Raw genomic sequence first — 19530 nt, forward strand, 5'->3', positions numbered from 1 at the left:
TCACGCCGCAAGCACCGCCCGATCCAATCCGCGGATGATTTTCGCCAGTTCCACGCACTCGTCCTGGCGCACCTTGTTCTTCCGCCAGGCCATGCAGATCATGCGTTGCGGCATCGGCTCCTGGAACGGCACGATCCTCAAATCCGGCATGACGCCGGCCGCACTTGCCGCCATTTCCGGCACCAGCGTGACGCCGAGCCCATGCGCCACCATCTGCAGGAGCGTCGTCAGGCTGGTCGCGCCGTAGCTTGCCATCGCCACGGGCCGCACATTGCCGCAGACGGCCAGCGCCTGCTCGCGCAGGCAGTGGCCTTCCTCCAGAAGCATCAGCCGCTCCAGTGCCGGACTTTCCGGGGGCACCGGCGGCGAGGCGAAGGCCGGATCGCCGGCGGGAACGGCAAGGAAGAAGCGGTCTGGAAAAAGCCGTTCGGTGACGATCGCCGGCTGATCGAGCGGCAAGGCCGCGATGAAGGCATCGAGCCGGCCTGACGTCGCATCCTGGACGAGCGACGCGGTCACCGCCTCGCGCAGCTCGAGCTGGAGGGAAGGGTAGTGCTTTTTCAGCTCCGGCAGCACATGCGGCAGAAGGTAGGGCGCGACCGTCGGGATGATCCCCAGCCGAAAGCGCCCTTCCATGGTCGGGCGACCGCGCCGCGCAGTCGTCTCGACGTCACGTATGTCGGCCAGAATGCGCTCGATACGCGGCCGCAAGGCAAGCGCCTCGTCGGTCATGCGCACCGTCTTGCCGCCGCGCTCGAACAACAGGCAGTTCAGCCGCTCTTCCATCTCGGCGATCTGCGCGGAAAGGGCCGGCTGGCTGACGCCGGCAAGCTTCGCCGCGCGGCCGAAATGCAGCGTCTGCGCCAGCGCGTCGAAATATTGCATCTGCCGGACGGTGAGGCCAATCATAAGAAAATCCTATCAAATGAAACAGGAAAGGCAATTTGTCTTTATCGGCTGGCCGGCCTAGTCTGGAATCATTCCAGGCTGGCGTGGCCAATAGCTGCCCCCGGAAATTCGGCAAAATCAACCTCGGCAAAAAACCTCGGCAGAATCGGGAGATTAAGATGGACGCGAAGACCGAAGACAACAGCGCGGGCAAATGCCCTGTGGCGCATGGATCAGCGCGGACCAACCGCGACTGGTGGCCGAACCAGCTCGACCTTTCCGTTCTCCACCAGCAGTCGAACCTGTCGGATCCGATGGACGAAGACTTCGACTACGCCAAGGAGTTCGCAACGCTCGACCTCGATGCGGTGATCGCAGACCTGCATAAGGTCATGACGGATTCGCAGGATTGGTGGCCGGCCGACTTCGGCCATTACGGGCCGCTCTTCATCCGCATGGCCTGGCACAGCGCCGGCACCTATCGCATCGGCGACGGCCGCGGCGGCGCCGGCGCCGGTCAGCAGCGTTTCGCGCCGCTGAACAGCTGGCCGGACAACGCCAATCTCGACAAGGCGCGCCGGCTGCTGTGGCCGGTCAAGCAGAAATACGGCCGCAAGATCTCCTGGGCCGACCTTCTGATCCTCACCGGCAACGTCGCGCTGGAATCGATGGGCTTCAAGACCTTCGGCTTCGCCGGCGGCCGCGCCGATGTGTGGGAGCCGGAGCAGGATGTGGACTGGGGCTCCGAAACCAAGTGGCTCGGCGACGAGCGCTATTCGGGCGACCGTGAGCTTCGCGGCCATCTCGGCGCCGTGCAGATGGGCCTGATCTACGTCAACCCGGAAGGCCCGAACGGCAAGCCGGACCCGGTCGCCGCCGCGCGCGACATCCGCGAGACCTTCGGCCGCATGGCCATGAACGACGAGGAGACCGTGGCGCTGATCGCCGGCGGCCACACTTTCGGCAAGACGCATGGCGCCGGCGACGCCTCGCTGGTGGGCGCCGAGCCGGAAGGCGCCGGCATTGAGGCGCAGGGCCTCGGCTGGTCAAGCAAATACGCCTCCGGCATTGCCGGCGACGCTATCACCTCGGGCCTCGAGGTCACCTGGACGACGACGCCGACCAAATGGAGCAACAACTTCTTCGACAACCTCTTCAACTTCGAATGGGAGCTGACGAAGAGCCCGGCCGGCGCCCATCAGTGGACGCCGAAGGGCGGCGCCGGCGCCGGCACGGTTCCAGATGCGCACAATCCCTCCAAGCGTCACGCGCCGGCCATGCTCACCACCGACCTCGCGCTGCGTTTCGATCCGGCCTATGAGAAGATCTCGCGCCGGTTCCACCAGAGCCCGGACCAGTTCGCCGACGCCTTCGCCCGCGCCTGGTTCAAGCTCACCCACCGCGACATGGGCCCGGTCGTGCGCTATCTCGGCCCGCTCGTGCCGAAGGAAGAACTGATCTGGCAGGACCCGATCCCGGCCATCGACCATGAGCTGGTGAGCGAGGCCGACATCGCTGCGCTCAAGGCGAAGATCCTGGCTTCGGGCCTGTCCGTCTCCGAACTGGTTTCGACCGCCTGGGCCTCGGCCTCGACCTTCCGCGGCTCGGACAAGCGCGGTGGCGCCAATGGCGGCCGCATCCGGCTGGCGCCGCAGAAGGACTGGGAGGTCAACCAGCCGGCTCAGCTCGCCAAGGTGCTCGGCAAGCTGGAAGCCATCCAGAAGGAGTTCAACGCGGCCCAGACCGGCGACAAGAAGGTCTCGCTTGCCGACCTCATCGTGCTGGGCGGCGTTGCCGCGGTCGAGAAGGCGGCGAAGGATGGCGGCAATGAGGTCAAGGTGCCGTTCACGCCGGGCCGCATGGATGCTTCGCAGGAGCAGACGGATGTTGCCTCCTTCGCGCCGCTGGAACCGAAGGTCGACGGCTTCCGCAACTATGCCCGCGGCAGGCTGCCGATGTCGGTCGAAGCGATGCTGGTCGATCGCGCCCAGTTGCTGACGCTGACCGCGCCGGAGATGACGGTGCTTGTCGGCGGTTTGCGCGTGCTCGGCGCCAATGTCGGCGGCTCGAAGCACGGCGTCTTCACCGACAGGCCGGGCCAGCTCACCAACGACTTCTTCGTCAACCTGCTCTCGATGGCCACCATCTGGGAGCCGGCGGCCGGCTCCGAGCCGGGTTCCGATGAAGTTTATGAAGCACGTGACCGCAAGACGAAAGAGGTGAAGTGGACCGGCACTCGCGCCGACCTCATCTTCGGCTCGCACGCGCAGTTGCGCGCGCTGTCCGAAGTCTACGGCTCGGCTGACGCCAAGGCGAAATTCGTCAAGGACTTCGTCAAGGCCTGGACGAAGGTGATGAACGCCGATCGCTTCGACATCGCGAAATAAGGTCGTACCTCCCAAGAAAAAGGCGCGGGTCATGCCCGCGCCTTTTTGCTTGTTCGGCCGAAGCGATTCCAGGAAAAGTGTTCTGCGGTTTTCCGCCCGGAATTGCTTCAAACGAAAAAGACCGATCAGTCTTTTTCGAAGATGCCGGCCTTGGCGACGACGCCGGCAATCGCCCCGCCGATCAGCGGCGCGACGATGAACAGCCAGAGCTGGCTAAGCGCAGCACCTCCCGAAAACAGCGCCGGGCCGATCGAGCGCGCCGGATTGACCGAGGTGCCGGTCACCGGGATCATGGCGAAGTGGATGCCTGCCAGCGTCAGGCCGATGACCAGGCCGGCGAAGGCGGTCGTGTGTTTGGCGTTGGTGACGCCGAGGATCACCGTGACGAAGGTGAAGGTGCCGATCAGCTCCCACAGGAAGGCCGAGCTCATGCCCCATTTCGTTTCGTCCCAGCCATTGGCGCCGAAGCCGCCGGTGTGGCCGCCGGCCTGGCCGGAAACGATGATCCACAGCGCCAGCGAGGCGATGATGGCGCCGATGATCTGCGCGATCCAGTAGGGGACGACGTCCTTGGCCGGCATCCGCCCTGCCAGGAACACGCCGAGCGTCACCGCCGGGTTGAGATGCGCGCCCGAGATCGGGCCGATCGCATAGGCCGCGGCGATCAGGCCGATGCCGAACGCCAGGCCGATGCCTTCCTGTCCGAGCGGCAGCGCGCCGCCGAAACCGCCCGTGACCACGGAGGCCGTACCGATGAACACCAACAAAAACGTGCCGAGAACTTCTGCCAGATAAGTCTTCATTGCCCTCTCCTCTAGGATCCGTCGAACCGCATTTCCCACGTCGCGAATCACTTCCGGAAGAGTATTCCTGCAGGAAACACTTGGAAAGCTGAGAGGTTAAGCCGGTGGGCTTTCTTGCAGGGGTCGATCAAAAACATTAGAAGTCTTTCATGTTCTGATCGATTGTTCTTGTTTCCCGGCTCAGCCGCTCACCATGGAAAAAGCGTTCGGCCAAATCGTCCGGTCTTGAAACGTCGTTTCATCGGCAAACCGAACGGAACTGTTTCAATCCTGGCCTGAAAGGCTTTATGAGCGGGCTGGAACCGATTTGTAACAGCTACGGAAAACGGGATGCGACTGGGCGGAAGGCTGGCGGCGGCGATAGAAGTTCTTGAAGACATCGGCCGGCGCCACCGGCCGGTGGCCGACGCTTTGCGCGACTGGGGCCTGTCGCATCGCTTCGCCGGCGGCGGCGATCGCGCGGCGATCGGCAACATCGTCTATGACGCGCTGCGCCGCAAACGCTCGGCCGGCTGGCTGTTCGGCGAGGACACGCCGCGCGCCATCGGCTTCGGCGCGCTTCTTTTGGAGTGGGGGCAGACGGCGCAGTCGCTCAACGACGCGCTGGACGGCGACAGATTCGCGCCGCCGCTGCTCAGCGCATCCGAGTTGAAGGCGGCGGCCGAGCGCAGGCTTGGCGAGGCCCCCGATGCCGTGCGGGCGGATGTTCCGGACTGGTGCGCACCGCTGCTCGAGCAAACCTATGGCGACGCCTGGGTCGAGGAAGGCGCGGCCCTCGCCCAGCGCCCGCCGCTGGATCTCAGGGTCAACACGCTCCAGGCCGATCGCGCCAAGGTGCTGGCCGAGCTCCAGGGCACGGGTGCCGCGCCCGCGAGAATCGCGCCGAACGGCATCCGCATCCCGCCGATCGACGGCGACGGCAGGCATCCGAACGTGCAGGCCGAGCCCGCCTTCCAGAAAGGCTGGTTCGAGGTGCAGGACGAGGGCTCGCAGCTTGCCGCGGCGCTCGCCGGGGCTGCGCCCGGCATGCAGGTGCTAGACTATTGTGCGGGCGCCGGCGGCAAGACGCTGGCGCTGTCGGCCGAGATGGACAATCGGGGCCAGCTCTTCGCCCATGACGCGGAAAAGGTGCGGCTGGCGCCGATCTTCGAGCGCATCCGCCGCTCGCACAACCGCAATGTGCAGGTCGTCAGCAAGCCGGCGGAGCTTGCGCCGCTCACCGGGCATATGGACCTCGTGCTGATCGACGCGCCCTGCACCGGCAGCGGCACATGGCGGCGACGGCCCGACGCCAAATGGCGGCTGACCGAGCGACAGCTCGATGCCCGAAAGGGAGAGCAGCAGGCAATCCTCGATACCGCGCATGCCTTCGTCAAGCCGGGCGGCCTGCTGGTCTACATCACCTGTTCGGTGTTCGATGCAGAGAACGGCGAGCAGGTCGCGGCCTTCCGCGAACGCCATGAAGGTTTTGCGCCGGTCGACCATCGCCAGCTCTGGGAGAGCCGCTTCCCCGGCCACCAGGCGGCCGCGCGTATCGGCGCAGGCGGCGGCATCTCGCTGTCGCCGGCGCTGAGCGGCACCGACGGATTCTATTTCCACGCCTTGCGCAGGGCTGCTTGAGGGCGACCGTCCTTTTGCTGCGCTGCAACATAGGAGATTGCCTGTCTTGCCTGCCTCTGCAATAAGCTTCGCCAGCAAATAGGAGGCGAAGCTCCATGGCAGCCAAGATCGTACCCGCTCCCGACTTCGAGGAACGCGTCAGGACCTCCTTTGCCCGGCAGAAAGCCATGGCGACGATCGGTGCCGAGCTGACCTTGGTCACGCCAGGCATCATCGAGATCGAGATGCCTTATTCCCCCTCGCTTACCCAGCAGCACGGCTTTTTGCATGCCGGCGTTATCTCCACAGCGCTGGACTCCGCCTGCGGCTACGCGGCTTTCTCGCTGATGCCGGAGAATTCCGGCGTTCTGACCATCGAGTTCAAGGTGAACCTGCTCGCGCCGGGCAGGGGCGAGCGCTTCCTGTTCCGCGGCTCCGTGACGAAGCCCGGCCGCACCATCATCGTCGCCGACGGCCAGGCCTATGCCTTCGCAGCCGACGGCGAGGCCAAGCTGATCGCCACCATGACTGGCACCATGATGACGGTGGTCGGCCGCGACGGTATTGAGGGATGAGGAGCGGTCAGCACAACAGGCGAAAAGCCCCGAATGGGCTTTTCGAGCGACGAACGCCCGGAGCCATGGGGAAGGGCCGGCAGGCGGCAAGGGGCACGTTGTCCCTCTCCCTTCGTCGTAGCAAATAGGGGTAAAGCTTCATGACTGTCGAAGTGTCACGCCTGTCGGAAAAATCCGTTCTCTTCGTCATGGCGGTGGAGGCCGAATATGGCCCGCATCTCAAAAACCTGTTCACGCCGCTGATGACCGGCGTTGGTCCAGTCGAGGCCGGTGTCAGGCTGGGCGCCGAGCTGGCCGCGTTGAAGGCCGAGGGAGCGCTGCCGGACCTCATTGTCTCGTTGGGCTCGGCCGGCAGCCGCAAGCTGGAACAGGCCGAAATCTACCAGGCCGTGTCGGTGAGCTATCGCGACATGGACGCTTCGCCGCTCGGCTTCGAGAAGGGGGCGACGCCTTTCCTCGACCTGCCGGTGGCGGTGCCGCTGCCTCTCCTCATCCCGGGCATCAAGACAGCCTCGCTCTCGACCGGCGGCGCGATCATCTCCGGCGCCGCCTATGACGCCATCGACGCCGACATGGTCGACATGGAGACCTTCGCCTGCCTGCGCGCCTGCCAGCTGTTCGGCGTGCCGCTGATCGGGCTGCGCGGCATTTCCGACGGCGCGGCCGATCTCAGGCACGTCAGCGACTGGACGGAATATCTGCATGTGATCGATGAGAAGCTGGCTGCGGCCGTCGGCTTGCTGGAGCAGGCGATCGAATCCGGCGCGATCCGCCTGGATTAGGCCCGAAGGGACCGAAAGCCGCAGCGCGGAGCCCATTGCGTCGACTCGTTTCTTTCTCTAAAGGCTCGCCATGACGACGACAGCCAATCATCCCGACACCGTCCTGATTGTCGATTTCGGCAGCCAGTTCACGCAGCTCATCGCCCGCCGCATCCGCGAGGCCGGCGTCTTTTCCGAGATCGTGCCGTTCCAATCGGCGGAAGCTGCCTTCAAGCGCATCAAGCCGAAAGCGGTGATCCTGTCGGGCGGCCCGGCCTCGACCACCGACATCGGCAGCCCGCGCGCGCCGCAGGTCGTCTTCGACGCTGGCGTGCCCGTGCTTGGCATCTGCTATGGCCAGATGGCGCTCTGCGTGCAGATGGGCGGCGTCGCCGAAAGCTCCAACCATCGCGAGTTCGGCCGCGCCTTCGTCGAGATCGAAAAGGAGAGCCCGCTGTTCGAAGGCCTGTGGGCGCCCGGCCAGCGCCACCAGGTATGGATGAGCCATGGCGACCGCGTCATCGAATTGCCGCCAGGCTTCAAGGTGCTTGGCAAGTCGGAAAGCTCTCCCTTCGCCATCTTCGGCGATATCGAGCGCAAGATGTACGGCATCATGTTCCATCCGGAAGTGGTGCATACGCCGGACGGTGCCAGGCTGCTCCGGAACTTCGTCCACAACATCGCCGGCATCGAGGGCGACTGGACGATGCGGGCCTATCGCGAGCACGCGGTGGAGACGATCCGCAAGCAGGTCGGCAAGGGCAAGGTCATCTGCGCGCTCTCGGGCGGCGTCGACTCCTCCGTCGCGGCGCTTCTCATCCATGAGGCGGTCGGCGACCAGCTGACCTGTATCCTCGTCGACCATGGTCTGATGCGTAAGGACGAGGCCAAGAGCGTGGTGGAGATGTTCCACCAGCACTACAACCTGCCGCTGATCTTGGTCGACGCCTCCGACCGCTTCATCTCGGCGCTGGAAGGCGAGGCTGATCCTGAAAAGAAGCGCAAGACCATCGGCCGGCTGTTCATCGAGGTTTTCGAGGAAGAGGCGAAGAAGCTCGGCGGCGCCGATTTCCTGGCCCAGGGCACGCTCTATCCCGACGTCATCGAAAGCGTCTCCTTCTCCGGCGGTCCGTCGGTGACGATCAAGTCGCACCACAATGTCGGCGGTCTGCCCGAGCGCATGAACATGAAGCTGGTCGAGCCGCTGCGCGAATTGTTCAAGGACGAGGTGAGGGCTCTGGGTCGAGAGCTCGGTCTGCCCGAAAGCTTCATCGGCCGCCATCCCTTCCCTGGTCCCGGCCTTGCCATTCGCTGCCCGGGCGGCATCACGCGCGAGAAGCTGGAGATCCTGCGCGAGGCCGACGCCATCTATCTCGACGAAATCCGCAAGGCCGGCCTCTACGACGCCATCTGGCAGGCCTTCGCGGTGCTGCTTCCGGTGCAGACGGTGGGCGTGATGGGCGATGGCCGCACCTATGAATTCGTCTGCGCGCTGCGCGCCGTCACCTCCGTCGACGGCATGACGGCCGACTTCTACCACTACGACATGGCCTTCCTCGGCGCCGCCGCCACGCGCATCATCAACGAGGTCAAAGGCATCAACCGTGTCGTCTACGACGTGACGTCGAAGCCGCCAGGCACGATCGAGTGGGAATGATTTAGGTCTATCCGGATGTATCCGAAACTACGCCAAAGTACGATCTAACACGCTGATAAAAATAAATATTTGCTTCGCTATCTATCGACTCACGACTCCGGCGATAGAGAACGATAGATGCCGGTACTGGAAGGCTTTGAGGATCAGCGTGCGGCGATTTCGGGCTGTAGCGTACACATCGGCGGGTACGACGTGGGGCATCAAAGCGACCGGAGGCCGGGAAGAAAGCTGCTGGGGCGTAGCGCAGTAGCGCGACCAGATATCTAGGCCACCATCCGCTGTTCGATCACTTGACGCATCTCCCGGACGTGCCGCGCCGGCGGTGCGCCGAACTGCCGGAGATACTCGCGGCTGAACTGCGAGGCGCTCTCGTATCCGACGGCGAACGCAGCATCCGACGCGCTATGGCTGCCCGACAGCAACAGTTGGCGGGCCTCCTGCAATCTGAGCTGCTTCTGATACTGGAGAGGGCTAAAGCCGGTCATCGCCTGAAAATGGCGATGAAGGCTTGCGCGGCTCATGCCGCTGGCGTCGCAAAGGGCGTCGATGCGAAGGTGCGCGAAGGGGTGATCCCGAATCCACGCGATGGCGCGCCGGATACGGTCCAGGGCGCCGTCAGGCCGTGCGATCTGACGCAGCAATCGCCCCTGTGGGCCTTGCAGCAACCGGTAAAGCAGCTCGCGCTCGATCATCGGGGCGAGAACGGGAATATCTCCTGGACTGTCGAGTAACGACAGCAAGCGGAGCAATGTATCGCGAAGCGGAGCTGTCATCGGATTGATCGCGACGCCCATGCCTTTTTGGTCGCTCTCGCGTACCGAGGGCATGGTCGCGGCCAGCTCCGCTAACAGCGCCGGCTCCAGGACGAGCGACACCGCGACATAGGGGCGATCCTCGCCCGCATCCAGGATTTGCCCGATGAGCGGTAGGTCGAGCGCGCTGATGAAATACTGCGCGGTGTCGTAACTCAGAAGGGTATCTCCGATCGCAACGCGCTTCGATCCTTGCAGAATGAAGCAGATCATTGAGCGATAAAGGCAAGGCGTCTTGACGGTCGAGTCCTGGCCTACGAACATGTCGAGGCGAGGGATCAGTGTTTCCGTCAAGCCTGTCGCGGCATGGCGCAAAACAATGTCGAGATGCGGCGCGAGATCGTCTGTCATATCTCCACTATGACACGCCGCCGGCGAAAAGCCAAATCGTTGAGACAATCAGGCAAGAAGTTGAGCCGATCGGGCGGGTTCCAAATCCGGCTTTAGCCTATCTTAGTTCGAGCGAGGCGCCCGATGGCGCGACGACCCGAGAAAGGCATCTATGACCCACCCGATCGCACTTATCACCGGCGCAAGCCGGGGCCTTGGCCGCAACATGGCGCTTCATTTGGCCAAAAGGGGTGTCCACATCATCGGTACCTACCGTAGCGGCGCGGCCGAGGCCGGTGCCTTGCGTCAGGAAATCGAAGCGCTGGGCGGCAAGGTGTCGATGCTGGCGCTCGATGTGACCGATATGGCGAGCTTCCCGGCATTCGCCGCTGCCGTGTCCGAGACACTGAGGTCGGAGTTCGACCGGGATCGTTTCGATTATCTGGTCAACAACGCCGGCAACGGCCTGTTCTCGAACTTTGTCGACGCGACCGAAGAGCAATTCGCGTCGCTGGTCGCGACCCATCTTAAGGGTCCCGTTTTCCTGACGCAGAAGCTCTTGCCGCTGATTGCCGACGGCGGACGCATCCTGAACGTCTCGTCCGGTTTCGTGCGCTTCACCATGCCGGGCTACAGCCTCTATGCGGCCATGAAGGCGGCGATCGAGGTGCTTTCCCGCTACATGGCCGTCGAACTGGGCGAACGCCGGATTCGCGTCAACGCCATCGCGCCAGGCGCGATCGAAACCGACTTCGGCGGCGGCGCCGTCCGCGACGACGAGGGAGTCAACGCCTACGTCGCGCAAGGCATCGCCCTGGGCCGTGTCGGCCTGCCGGACGATGTCGGCCGGGCCGTCGCTGCGATCCTGTCCGACGACATGGCCTGGGCGAACGGCACGACCTTCGACATTTCGGGCGGGCAGTTGCTGTAGCCCGGAGACCGTCACCTATCCCGACCTCTTCAGCGACGATCTGCGTCAGCATGACGCGATGATCGCCGCCTGATCCCACCCAAAAAGGACCAACATCATGACCGAAGCATCCAAGAGCGCGCTGATCCTGATCGAATATGTAAACGACTGGCTCTCGCCGACTGGCGGCATCTATCCGTCGTTCCAGGACCGCGAGCAGGTCGACATCGCGATCGCCAATTCGAAGATCGCGCTCGCCGAAGCTCGCCGTCGCGGTATGCACGTGATCCACGCCTCGCTCAAGTTCGAGCCTGAGTTCAAGGTGCTGGGCGACGGCAAGTATGGGCTGCGCAAGATGATGCGCGACTATGGGTCGTTCCTGGGCGAGCAGGCAGACTTCTTTCCCGGCTTCGAGCCTGCGGAGGGCGAATTCGTCGTCCGCGAGCGCGGCGGCGGGAGCAGCGTTTTCGTCGGCACCACGCTCGACAGCTATCTGCGCAACAACCGCATCTTCGACATCTATCTCGCCGGCTTCTCGCTGCGCCAGTGCGTCGAATCCTCGATGCGCAACGCCCACGACCTCGGCTACCACACCAACGTCATCTACGACGCATCGGCCGGCTACACCCGCAAGCAGCAGGACGACTTCCTGATGGAGATCGCGCCCTTCTACGCCAACGCCATCACCACGCAGGACTTCGTGGCGCAGGCATGAACCCTCGCTAGGGCCGGCTCCATCAAGGGGCGAAGCATTCGTACAGCCGGACGTTGGAGACGATACGATGATCGGAATGATAGTTGGGCTAACCATTGCACCGGGCAGCGGCGATGCGTTCGAACGCGCGTTCGCGGTGCAGGCCGCGGCGGTCCGCGCCAACGAGCCCGGCAATCGACTGTACGAACTGTTCCGCTCGCAGACGGTGCCCGACAGCTACACGCTCGTCGAGATCTACGAGGATGAGGCAGTGCTCGCCGCGCACCGGGCATCGCCGCACATGGCGAAGAGCCGCCCGCTGACCGCGCCGTTCCTCGTCGGGCCGCCCATCATGCATGCGTTCGACGTCGTATCCCACCTCGGCTGATGCAGGCGTATCTGCTGCCGCTTTTCAGCGTTTCCTGCAACCAGCAAGGGGGGCCAGATGAAATATGCGCTTTTGGCAATGGCCGCCATCATGGTCTCCACGGGGGCATGGGCCAAGACGTGCGACACCTCCGCAAAGACAGGAGATAATAAAATGCCGACACCCATTGAGACGGTCAGAGCCTTCAGCGCTGCATTCTCGGAAAACCATGCGGAGGACGCGATCCGGCGATGGTTCACCCCCAATACGGTCTGGATCAATGAAGGGTTGTCGATGACGACCGGCATTGAAGAGGCGATAAATCGTCCCAGGTCGCCGGACATCGCAGCGGTCCATTTCGACATGCTCGCGATCGCCGCGGACGGAAATCGTGTGCTCACCGAGAGACTGGATCGCTTTGTCCGTGCTGACGGGAGTGAGGTCGCCGCACTGAAAGTGATGGGCATCTTCGAAGTAGAAGGCGATTGTATCGTGGCGTGGCGCGATTATTTCGACGTCAATCGCGCCAGGCAAATGTCGAAAGATCGACAATAGGTTGCTTGCATCTACCCAACATGTGGGCGGATCGGTCGCAGCTATTTTATCAATTGTGTCGGCGGTTGGGCTGGGGCGAACGCGCCCGGTGCCCCGCCTGACCGCCCCTAGAGAAGTCATCAATGCCCGACAGTAGCCTCACCCTCATCAGCCACCCGCTTTGCCCGTTCGTTCAACGGGCTGCGATCGTCCTTTTGGAGAAGGGCGTGTCGTTCGACAGGATCAACGTCGATCTTGACAACAAGCCGGACTGGTTCCTGGCGCTGTCGCCGACGGGCAAGGTGCCCTTGCTGAAAGCTGCGCTGGCGGATGGCAGGGACGCAACTCTATTCGAAAGCATGGTGATCTGCGAGTATCTCGAAGAGACACAATCCGGCGGCAGGCTCTACCCCGAGGATGCGCTGTCGCGTGCCCAGCAGCGCGCGTGGATCGAATTTGGCACAGCGACCCTCGCCGACGCCTGGCAATTCCTCAACGCGAGCGACGGCGCGACCTCGGACGCCAAGCGTGCCGCCTTCCGGAACAAGCTGCAGCAACTGGAGACGGCCGTCACGGCGGAACCCTATTTCAGCGGCGCCGCCTTTGGCATGGTGGACGCCGTGTACGCGCCAATCTTCCGCTACTTCGACATCCTCGATCCGGCGGTACGTCAACCGATCTTCGAGGGCCTGCCCCGCGTCACGGCGTGGAGGACGGCGCTGGCCGCCCGAGAGAGCGTCATTGCCGCAGTGGGAGAACACTATGCGGATAGATTCCGCCAGCACCTTCGTCTGCACAAGGCGCTTCTTGCAAACTGAGCTGAATATTAGACCGCCGAAATTCCGGCTTTCGGTGCAGCCGGTCAACGAAAGGACCGAACACATGACTGGTGCCGATACCACTCCCAACGCAGTCCACTCCTGGCTTGGAATCCCCTACGCGACCGCGGAACGCTTCCGTCGACCACTCTTGCTGCCGTTCGATCCCGAGCGGCCCTACGACCGAAAGGGGCCTGCGCCGCTGCAGGCCGGCGACACCAGTTGGCTCGAAGCTGACAACGGGTTGAGTGAAGACTGCCTGAACCTCAACGTCTGGGCGCCCGAAGGCGTTTCCGGAGAACCGCTTCCGGTGGTCGTCTATATCTTCGGCGGCGGGTTCGAGATGGGCGCGAACACCCAGACCACGTCGAACGCGTCAGGCCTCGCTGCGACCGGCCGCGCTATGGGGGTGTCCCTCAACTACCGCCTCGGCCCGTTCGGCTGGCTCTCGCTTTCTCAGTATGGGGGCGTCTTCGCGGACGCCACCAATCTCGGCCTCCAGGACGTAATCGCCGCGCTCCGGTGGATAAAGGCGAACATCGCCCATTTCGGGGGTGATCCGGACAACGTCACCGTCACCGGCCACAGCGCCGGAGCCTTCTGCACTCTCGCCCTGCTTGCCGCGCCTTCGGCCGATGGCCTCTACCATCACCTCGCTGCTTTCTCCGGCATGGCTTCGCGGTTGGTGCCCGCGTGGGGGGCGGAAGAACGTGCGGAAGCGGTGCTCACCGGGCTCGGGATTGAGGACGATCCCGAGCAACTGCTGAACATCGACGCGAGGATGCTTGCAGAGACGATGAGCAAGACGCAGCTGGCGGACCCTGGCGCACGGCACGGCATCGACAATAATGTCATCGCCATCGTGGATGACAGCGCCCAGCCTGGCGGCATTATCGCGCAGCATCCTCTGCGGGTCCTCGAATCCGGACGTCACCGGGAAATCGACATCCTGTTGAGCAGCACCACCCACGAGACCGACTGGTGGGTTCTTCACAAGACAGATGACTTTGATCCGGGCAGCATCAGCGAGCTCGTCAAGGAATTCGCCACGAGGAATCGGATCCCACGCAGTCGCGCCCGCGACATCATCGCCGCATACGACATCGATGGTCGCACTCCCGTCCAGGCCCGCGGAGCATTGCTAACCGACTTCTCCTTTACCCTCCCACACGTTCGTGCCGCGCTGGCGCATGCCGCAGCCGGCGGAAGCGCACACCTTTTGTCGGTCGGACCTGTCGAGGGCGCGCATGCGGTACACGGCACCGAGATGTACGGCATCGTCGGACAGCAGCGCCCAGGCGCCAGCGAGGAGCAGATCGTCCGCGACACCTTCGTCCGCGATACCCTCCTGGATTTCGCAGAAGGAAATAGGAGGCACCTTTGGAAGGCTGTCACCACGGCACCCACGACCCGGGGACTCGGCAGCATGCCGTATGACGCGACCGCTCATGCGGTCGAGGTCCTCAAAATATTCGAAGGCATCGAGCGACCCTGACGTGCCCCATCGGGGTGTCGAAGCGGCAATGCTCGACCTACTTCGTCAGTTCGTAACTGTCGTCAAGAAGCGCGAAGACGTCTGCCCTGGATATTGATCCATCTAGGACAGCGGTGAGCCAATGCTCCTTGTTCATATGATAGGCCGGTTTGAAGCCAGGCGTCCTCTTGAGGTCATCGACTTTTGCCGGATGGCATTTGATGTCGATGACATCGACCTCTCCCTCACCTTTGAGACCCAGCTTATCCCTGGGTACGTTCATGATCAGCCCGAACCATTTCTGGTCGTCCGAATGGCGAAGAACCGCATAGCGCGCCTGACGGTCTTTTACGCCGCAAATCGGTTCATTTCCGCCAGAAATGGAGGTCACCTTGCTGACGAACACGGCGCTTAAACATCTGAAATCTAAGGCAAAAGATTACAAGATCGCGGACCGTGACGGTATGTACGTCCTGGTCAAGAGCTCGGGCGCTTTGACCTTCCGGTACGACTACCGGATGAACGGCCGGCGCGAGACCGTGACGCTCGGGCAATACGGACCGGACGGCATAACTCTCGCACGCGCCAGAGAATTGTGTCTCGACGCGCGCCGCATGGTGGCGGAGGAACTGCTCTCAATAGTTCAAGAATGCAGATTGCATCGACACCTTGGTCGATCATGCAGTCAATGACACGTCGCATGCCTTCCTCGTCGATGCGGCCGTCCGCATGAAACGGCGTAGGCGCGACGGGCAGGATTCCGGTGAGGGGTGTGTTTGGCGCAATAATTCCTCCATGGGGCTGCTATGTGCAGCGCGCTACCCGTGCGACTGAGTGGTGGTTAAGCTGCAGGAAACCCGTAGGACCTCGTCTGGCGCGAGCGGCGTCGATGCGTCGAGGCCTGGCTAGCGGCATGCGAACGGTCGAACCGGCGTGTAGCGCTGCCCGCAGGGCTGGTCTGCAGCGTGTTCACTGGCATTCGTAATAGATCATATGAAGGGAAGATTTACATAGCACCTAACCTTTCATACAACAGCCTGCAACGGCGCGCTCGATCAGGAGAGAATTCCGATGGAAACAACAGCCCCTTTGGATGCCTTCGGCTGGATGCCTGTGATTGACCAGGGTGGGGCGAGCGTGCACAACGCCGTCGTCAGCATGCTGGGAAGCCGCATCTTGGGTGGCGAATACGCTCCAGGCGAGGCGCTGCCGCGCGAGGACGAGCTCTGTGCCATGCTGGGCGTCAGCCGAACCTCTGTCCGGGAAGCGGTCAAGGTGCTGTCCGCAAAAGGCCTCGTCGAGGCCAGGCGGCGGGCAGGCGTCAGGGTGCTGCCACGCGACAACTGGCGGCTGCTCGACCCAGTTGTGCTCGGCTGGCACCCGGCGATCCAGGACGACGAGGAGTTGGTTTCCGGCCTTTTGGAGGCGCGCAGGATCTTCGAGCCCGCGGCAGCCGAGCTTGCCGCCAGGCGCGCCACCGGCGCCGATCTTGCCGAAATCGAACGCGCGGTGGTCGGCATGCGCGACAACATCCCGGGCGATCTCAATGCCGTCTGCCAGGCGGATCTTGCCTTTCACAAGGGCGTCATCGCCGCCAGCCACAACGTTGTGCTCAAAGGACTGGTGGGCATGCTGGAAGCCGCGTTGCGCGCCACATTCCTCGTGACCAATCCACTGATGGAAGCGCAGTCGCGCGCGCTGTCCGCGCATGTCGCGGTGCTGGAAGCGATCCGTATCCGCGATACCGCCGGCGCCCGCGCCGCCATGAACAGGCTCCTCGACATCGCCGCTGACGATCTTCACGCCAAGGGGTGACGTTCTGCTTGACCTTTTTTTAGATCATATGATAATCCGGCATCATATGATCTAAGTGCGTCGGGAGAAGTTGCGCTTGAGAATCATGGCGATCACCACGCGCGTCGTAAACGCGGATATGCGCAACTGGGTCTTCGTGCGCATAGAGACCGACCAGCCTGGTCTCTACGGCTGGGGCGAAGCGACGCTGGAATGGAAGACCCAAGCCGTGGTCGGCGCCGTCAACGACCTCGCGCCGCTGCTAATCGGCCGCGATCCGCGCGATATCGAGCAGGCCGTGCGGATCCTCAAGAAGCACTCGTTCTGGCGGCTCGGCGTGATCGGCATGTCGGCCATCTCCGGCATCGAGCTGGCGCTCTGGGACATTTTTGGCAAATGGCTCGGCCAGCCGGTCTGGCGCCTGCTCGGCGGCAAGGTGCGCGACCGTGTGAAGGTCTACACGCATCTCGGCCTCGGCGACATGCAGGCTGTCTACGAGACGCTCGACGAGGAACCGCTGGTTGAGCGTGCCGCCGCGGTCGTCTCGAGAGGCTATAGGGCGCTGAAAGCCGTGTTCATTCCCTACAGCCACTATCACGCGCCGCTGGCCGACGTCGAAAAGGTCGGCCGCCTCATGGAGGCGCTGCGCAGGACAGTCGGGCCGGAAGTGGAAATCATGGTCGATTTCCATGGCCGTCCCGCCTCGGCCTCGACAGCTCTCGCCTATATCGACGCGCTCGCGCCGCACCGGCCGATGTTCGTCGAGGAGCCGCTGCCGCCGGGCGAGACCGGCGCGCTGGCTCAGCTCGCCGCCAAGTCACGCGTGCCGATCGCCACCGGCGAGCGGCTGATCGATCGCCCTGAGTTCGACGATCTCTTCCGGGTAAGGGCGGTGGATATCGTGCAGCCAGACATCTGCCACTGCGGTGGCCTGCTAGAGGCCAAGAAGATCGCCGCCATGGCCGAGGCGGTTTCGGTGGGAGTCGCGCCACACAATCCGCTCGGTCCGATCGCAGGCGCGGCGGCGCTGCATTTCGCCGTCTCAACGCCCAACCACCTGATCCAGGAAGAGATGGTCGGCGCCGTGCCCTGGTATTTCGAGGTGGTGAAGGGGCCGATCCGCATGCTCGACGGCTGCTGGCAGGTGCCGGACGCGCCGGGACTCGGCGTCGAGGTCGACGAGGCGGCCGCCGACCGGCATCCCTACAGGCCGGAAATCATGCACACCACTCATGCCGTCCTTGCCGACGGCACCATCGTGGACTGGTGACGATGGCCGGGCGTCTGAAGGACAAGGTGGCGATCATAACCGGCGCCGGCCGCGGCATCGGCGAGGCGACGGCGCGCGCGATGGCGGCCGAGGGCGCAGCGATCGTCGTGGCGGAGAAGGACGCGGCGACCGGAAGGAGCGTTGCCGCATCGCTCGTCGAAAGCGGCGCGCGGGCGCTGTTCGTGGAGACAGACGTCGCCGACAGCAAATCCTGCGGGGCCGTGGCCGAGCAGGCGCTCGCCGCCTTCGGCCGCATCGACGTGCTGGTCGCCAATGCCGGCATCAACGTCTTCCACGAGCCGCTCGAAACGACTGAGGAGGAATGGCGGCGCTGCTTCGCCGTCGACCTTGACGGCGTGTGGTATTCGGCGCGCGCTGTGCTGCCGGCGATGCGGGCGCAAAAGCAAGGTTCGGTCGTCGCCATCGCGTCCTGCCATTCCTTCGCGATCATCCCTTCGACTTTTCCCTATCCGGTCGCCAAACACGGGCTGCTTGGCCTGGTGCGGTCGCTCGGCATCCAATACGCCGCCGAAGGCATCCGCGTGAACGCGATCGCGCCGGGCTATATCGAGACGCAGATCGCGGTCGACTACTGGAACACCTTTGCCGATCCGCAGGCGGAGCGCCAGCGCACCTACGACCTGCATCCGCCGCGCCGCATCGGCCGGCCGGAGGAGGTGGCGATGACCGCCGTCTTCCTCGGCTCCGACGAGGCGCCGTTCATCAACGCCGCCTGCATCGTCATCGATGGCGGCCGCTCGGTTCTCTACCACGAATGAGGTTTCGCGCCGGCGGCCGGTCGCCGGAACATCTTGAAGCAGATCACGTCCCGCCGGCCGGGACCGATTGGGAGGAAACCATGAAACGCATGATCAAGGCCTGCCTTGCGGTTGCGGCTACCGCTGCCGTGGCAATGACGGTCCACGGCGCCGGCGCGCAGGACAAGATGAAGTTCGGCTACATCAACAAGATGGGCGACCATCCCTGGTTCGTGCGCGAGGTGAAGGGCGCCAAGGACAAGGCGGCCGAGCTCGGCGTCGACCTGCTGGTCCAGGATGTGCAGTTCGACGCCAACCTCGCGGTCACAACTTTCGACACCTATGTCGGCGACGGCGTCAAGGGCATCGCCGTGGTGGTGCCGGACCGCTCGCTCGGCCCGGTTGTCGCCGACAAGGCCAAGGCCGCCAAGATCGGCCTGATCGCGGTCGACGACGACATCGCCTTCGCCGACGGCACGCCGGTCGCCTATGTCGGCATGAACGCGCTCAACATCGGTAAGCAGGTCGGCACCGAGATCGCCCGCATCGTCAAGGCGGAAGGCTGGGACAAGGACCTCTCCAAGGTCCGCGTCGGCTCGATCGAGGACCAGAAGGCCGACACCTGCATGCGCCGCAACAAGGGCGCGCAGGAGGCGCTGGTCGCGGCGATCCCGGAGATCAAGTCGCGCATCGTCTCGATCCCCTACGACAACACCATGGTCAACTCGATCGACGTGGTGTCGACGACGCTGACGGCTAATCCCGACGCCGAGAAGTGGATCTTCTTCTCCTGCAACGACGACGGCGTGCTCGGCGGGGTTCGCGCCACCGAGAATGCCGGTATGAAGCCGGAGAACGTCATCGGCATCGGCATCGACGGGTCGCGTTCCTGCGAGGCCTTCGGCGCCGGCAAGCCCTCGGGCTTCCGCGGCACGATGTGGCTGGACAGCGCCAAGCACGGCGCAGCCGCGGTTCAGGCGCTCTACGATCAGGCCACCGGCAAGGGGATGCAGAAGGACTACTTCCAGGATGCCACCCTGATCAACGGCGAGAACTTCGCCAAGTTCAAGGATACGCTCGGTTGCAAGTCCTAGGCATT

At 63.8% G+C, this 19530-nt stretch carries 19 protein-coding genes and 2 pseudogenes; 16 read left to right on the forward strand and 5 right to left on the reverse strand.

Going from position 1 to position 19530, the window contains the following annotated elements:
* The gene (locus tag P9273_RS19010; RefSeq protein ID WP_278050277.1) at nt 1-909 is read right to left on the reverse strand and encodes a hydrogen peroxide-inducible genes activator; all 909 of its coding nucleotides are present in this window, start codon (nt 907-909) and stop codon (nt 1-3) included.
* Between the two features lie 158 nt (nt 910-1067).
* Between P9273_RS19010 and katG the strand changes: the two genes are divergently transcribed.
* Complete coding sequence (gene katG / locus P9273_RS19015) at nt 1068-3275, forward strand: catalase/peroxidase HPI (RefSeq protein ID WP_278050278.1); 2208 nt, start codon at nt 1068-1070, stop codon at nt 3273-3275.
* Nucleotides 3276-3400: 125 nt separating this feature from the next.
* Here katG and P9273_RS19020 read toward each other — a convergent pair whose 3' ends face one another.
* Nucleotides 3401-4078 (reverse strand): MIP family channel protein, encoded by a 678-nt coding sequence (locus P9273_RS19020; protein ID WP_040997556.1) that lies wholly within the window; start codon nt 4076-4078, stop codon nt 3401-3403.
* 330 nt (nt 4079-4408) lie between these two features.
* Between P9273_RS19020 and P9273_RS19025 the strand changes: the two genes are divergently transcribed.
* From P9273_RS19025 to guaA, 4 genes are all read left to right on the forward strand, one after another.
* Complete coding sequence (locus P9273_RS19025) at nt 4409-5698, forward strand: RsmB/NOP family class I SAM-dependent RNA methyltransferase (RefSeq protein WP_278050279.1); 1290 nt, start codon at nt 4409-4411, stop codon at nt 5696-5698.
* A 95-nt stretch (nt 5699-5793) separates the two neighbouring features.
* Nucleotides 5794-6252: a PaaI family thioesterase gene (locus tag P9273_RS19030; RefSeq protein WP_278050280.1), complete on the forward strand. Its 459-nt coding sequence runs from the start codon at nt 5794-5796 to the stop codon at nt 6250-6252.
* Between the two features lie 140 nt (nt 6253-6392).
* Nucleotides 6393-7034, forward strand: coding sequence for a 5'-methylthioadenosine/S-adenosylhomocysteine nucleosidase (locus P9273_RS19035; protein ID WP_278050281.1), 642 nt, complete (start codon nt 6393-6395; stop codon nt 7032-7034).
* A gap of 70 nt (nt 7035-7104) precedes the next feature.
* The gene (gene guaA, locus P9273_RS19040; RefSeq protein ID WP_278050282.1) at nt 7105-8670 is read left to right on the forward strand and encodes a glutamine-hydrolyzing GMP synthase; all 1566 of its coding nucleotides are present in this window, start codon (nt 7105-7107) and stop codon (nt 8668-8670) included.
* A gap of 263 nt (nt 8671-8933) precedes the next feature.
* On the opposite strand, the gene P9273_RS19045 is transcribed toward guaA, so the two are convergent.
* A complete protein-coding gene (locus tag P9273_RS19045; RefSeq protein ID WP_278050283.1) occupies nt 8934-9833 on the reverse strand; it encodes an AraC family transcriptional regulator in 900 nt (299 codons plus the stop codon).
* Between the two features lie 151 nt (nt 9834-9984).
* Here P9273_RS19045 and P9273_RS19050 point away from each other — a divergent pair, with 151 nt between their 5' ends.
* The 6 genes from P9273_RS19050 to P9273_RS19075 all read left to right on the forward strand — a co-directional run bounded on the left by P9273_RS19050 (nt 9985) and on the right by P9273_RS19075 (nt 14630).
* Nucleotides 9985-10743: an SDR family NAD(P)-dependent oxidoreductase gene (locus P9273_RS19050; RefSeq protein ID WP_278050284.1), complete on the forward strand. Its 759-nt coding sequence runs from the start codon at nt 9985-9987 to the stop codon at nt 10741-10743.
* Between the two features lie 97 nt (nt 10744-10840).
* On the forward strand, nt 10841-11437 hold the full coding sequence (locus P9273_RS19055; RefSeq protein WP_278050285.1) for an isochorismatase family cysteine hydrolase: 597 nt from the start codon (nt 10841-10843) through the stop codon (nt 11435-11437).
* A gap of 67 nt (nt 11438-11504) precedes the next feature.
* Nucleotides 11505-11804 carry a putative quinol monooxygenase gene (locus P9273_RS19060; protein ID WP_278050286.1) on the forward strand — a complete coding sequence of 100 codons (300 nt, stop codon included), beginning with the start codon at nt 11505-11507 and terminating at the stop codon, nt 11802-11804.
* Nucleotides 11805-11861: 57 nt separating this feature from the next.
* Nucleotides 11862-12338, forward strand: coding sequence for a limonene-1,2-epoxide hydrolase family protein (locus P9273_RS19065; protein ID WP_278050287.1), 477 nt, complete (start codon nt 11862-11864; stop codon nt 12336-12338).
* A 122-nt stretch (nt 12339-12460) separates the two neighbouring features.
* On the forward strand, nt 12461-13135 hold the full coding sequence (locus tag P9273_RS19070; protein ID WP_278050288.1) for a glutathione S-transferase family protein: 675 nt from the start codon (nt 12461-12463) through the stop codon (nt 13133-13135).
* Nucleotides 13080-14630 (forward strand): carboxylesterase family protein, encoded by a 1551-nt coding sequence (locus tag P9273_RS19075; RefSeq protein ID WP_278050289.1) that lies wholly within the window; start codon nt 13080-13082, stop codon nt 14628-14630. The genes P9273_RS19070 and P9273_RS19075 overlap by 56 nt, the downstream gene beginning before the upstream one ends.
* A gap of 37 nt (nt 14631-14667) precedes the next feature.
* Here the strand turns inward: P9273_RS19075 and P9273_RS19080 are convergent, their stop codons facing one another.
* On the reverse strand, nt 14668-15015 hold the full coding sequence (locus tag P9273_RS19080) for an MmcQ/YjbR family DNA-binding protein (RefSeq protein ID WP_278050290.1): 348 nt from the start codon (nt 15013-15015) through the stop codon (nt 14668-14670).
* On the opposite strand from P9273_RS19080, the pseudogene P9273_RS19085 reads away from it, so the two are divergent.
* A pseudogene (locus tag P9273_RS19085) lies at nt 15002-15241 on the forward strand (Arm DNA-binding domain-containing protein); the annotation flags it as partial. The gene P9273_RS19080 and the pseudogene P9273_RS19085 overlap by 14 nt on opposite strands.
* A 73-nt stretch (nt 15242-15314) precedes the next feature.
* Here P9273_RS19085 and P9273_RS32385 read toward each other — a convergent pair.
* Nucleotides 15315-15398, reverse strand: a pseudogene (locus tag P9273_RS32385) (hypothetical protein); the annotation flags it as partial.
* Between the two features lie 282 nt (nt 15399-15680).
* Between P9273_RS32385 and P9273_RS19095 the strand changes: the two are divergent.
* The 4 genes from P9273_RS19095 (at nt 15681) to P9273_RS19110 (ending at nt 19525) form a co-directional block, all read left to right on the forward strand.
* Entirely contained in the window at nt 15681-16424 is a 744-nt protein-coding gene (locus P9273_RS19095; protein ID WP_278050291.1) for a FadR/GntR family transcriptional regulator, read from the forward strand.
* An 85-nt stretch (nt 16425-16509) separates the two neighbouring features.
* Nucleotides 16510-17673 (forward strand): galactonate dehydratase, encoded by a 1164-nt coding sequence (dgoD, locus tag P9273_RS19100; RefSeq protein WP_278050454.1) that lies wholly within the window; start codon nt 16510-16512, stop codon nt 17671-17673.
* A gap of 2 nt (nt 17674-17675) precedes the next feature.
* Nucleotides 17676-18452 carry an SDR family oxidoreductase gene (locus tag P9273_RS19105; RefSeq protein ID WP_278050292.1) on the forward strand — a complete coding sequence of 259 codons (777 nt, stop codon included), beginning with the start codon at nt 17676-17678 and terminating at the stop codon, nt 18450-18452.
* A gap of 80 nt (nt 18453-18532) precedes the next feature.
* Nucleotides 18533-19525 carry a substrate-binding domain-containing protein gene (locus P9273_RS19110; protein ID WP_278050293.1) on the forward strand — a complete coding sequence of 331 codons (993 nt, stop codon included), beginning with the start codon at nt 18533-18535 and terminating at the stop codon, nt 19523-19525.
* Nucleotides 19526-19530 lie beyond the last annotated feature (5 nt).

The sequence above is a fragment of the Mesorhizobium sp. WSM4935 genome, from assembly GCF_029625735.1.
GTDB lineage: Bacteria > Pseudomonadota > Alphaproteobacteria > Rhizobiales > Rhizobiaceae > Mesorhizobium.

Bases quoted from the DNA above. Each gene is read 5' to 3' on its own strand.
- P9273_RS19020 (WP_040997556.1), bottom strand. From the start codon at position 4,078: ATGAAGACTTATCTGGCAGAAGTTCTCGGCACGTTTTTGTTGGTGTTC.
- P9273_RS19010 (WP_278050277.1), bottom strand. From the start codon at position 909: ATGATTGGCCTCACCGTCCGGCAGATGCAATATTTCGACGCGCTGGCG.
- P9273_RS19075 (WP_278050289.1), top strand. From the start codon at position 13,080: ATGCGGATAGATTCCGCCAGCACCTTCGTCTGCACAAGGCGCTTCTTG.
- P9273_RS19060 (WP_278050286.1), top strand. From the start codon at position 11,505: ATGATCGGAATGATAGTTGGGCTAACCATTGCACCGGGCAGCGGCGAT.
- P9273_RS19105 (WP_278050292.1), top strand. From the start codon at position 17,676: ATGGCCGGGCGTCTGAAGGACAAGGTGGCGATCATAACCGGCGCCGGC.
- P9273_RS19070 (WP_278050288.1), top strand. From the start codon at position 12,461: ATGCCCGACAGTAGCCTCACCCTCATCAGCCACCCGCTTTGCCCGTTC.
- dgoD (WP_278050454.1), top strand. From the start codon at position 16,510: ATGGCGATCACCACGCGCGTCGTAAACGCGGATATGCGCAACTGGGTC.
- P9273_RS19065 (WP_278050287.1), top strand. From the start codon at position 11,862: ATGAAATATGCGCTTTTGGCAATGGCCGCCATCATGGTCTCCACGGGG.
- P9273_RS19110 (WP_278050293.1), top strand. From the start codon at position 18,533: ATGAAACGCATGATCAAGGCCTGCCTTGCGGTTGCGGCTACCGCTGCC.
- P9273_RS19035 (WP_278050281.1), top strand. From the start codon at position 6,393: ATGACTGTCGAAGTGTCACGCCTGTCGGAAAAATCCGTTCTCTTCGTC.
- P9273_RS19055 (WP_278050285.1), top strand. From the start codon at position 10,841: ATGACCGAAGCATCCAAGAGCGCGCTGATCCTGATCGAATATGTAAAC.
- P9273_RS19050 (WP_278050284.1), top strand. From the start codon at position 9,985: ATGACCCACCCGATCGCACTTATCACCGGCGCAAGCCGGGGCCTTGGC.
- guaA (WP_278050282.1), top strand. From the start codon at position 7,105: ATGACGACGACAGCCAATCATCCCGACACCGTCCTGATTGTCGATTTC.
- P9273_RS19025 (WP_278050279.1), top strand. From the start codon at position 4,409: ATGCGACTGGGCGGAAGGCTGGCGGCGGCGATAGAAGTTCTTGAAGAC.
- P9273_RS19045 (WP_278050283.1), bottom strand. From the start codon at position 9,833: ATGACAGACGATCTCGCGCCGCATCTCGACATTGTTTTGCGCCATGCC.
- P9273_RS19030 (WP_278050280.1), top strand. From the start codon at position 5,794: ATGGCAGCCAAGATCGTACCCGCTCCCGACTTCGAGGAACGCGTCAGG.
- katG (WP_278050278.1), top strand. From the start codon at position 1,068: ATGGACGCGAAGACCGAAGACAACAGCGCGGGCAAATGCCCTGTGGCG.
- P9273_RS19095 (WP_278050291.1), top strand. From the start codon at position 15,681: ATGGAAACAACAGCCCCTTTGGATGCCTTCGGCTGGATGCCTGTGATT.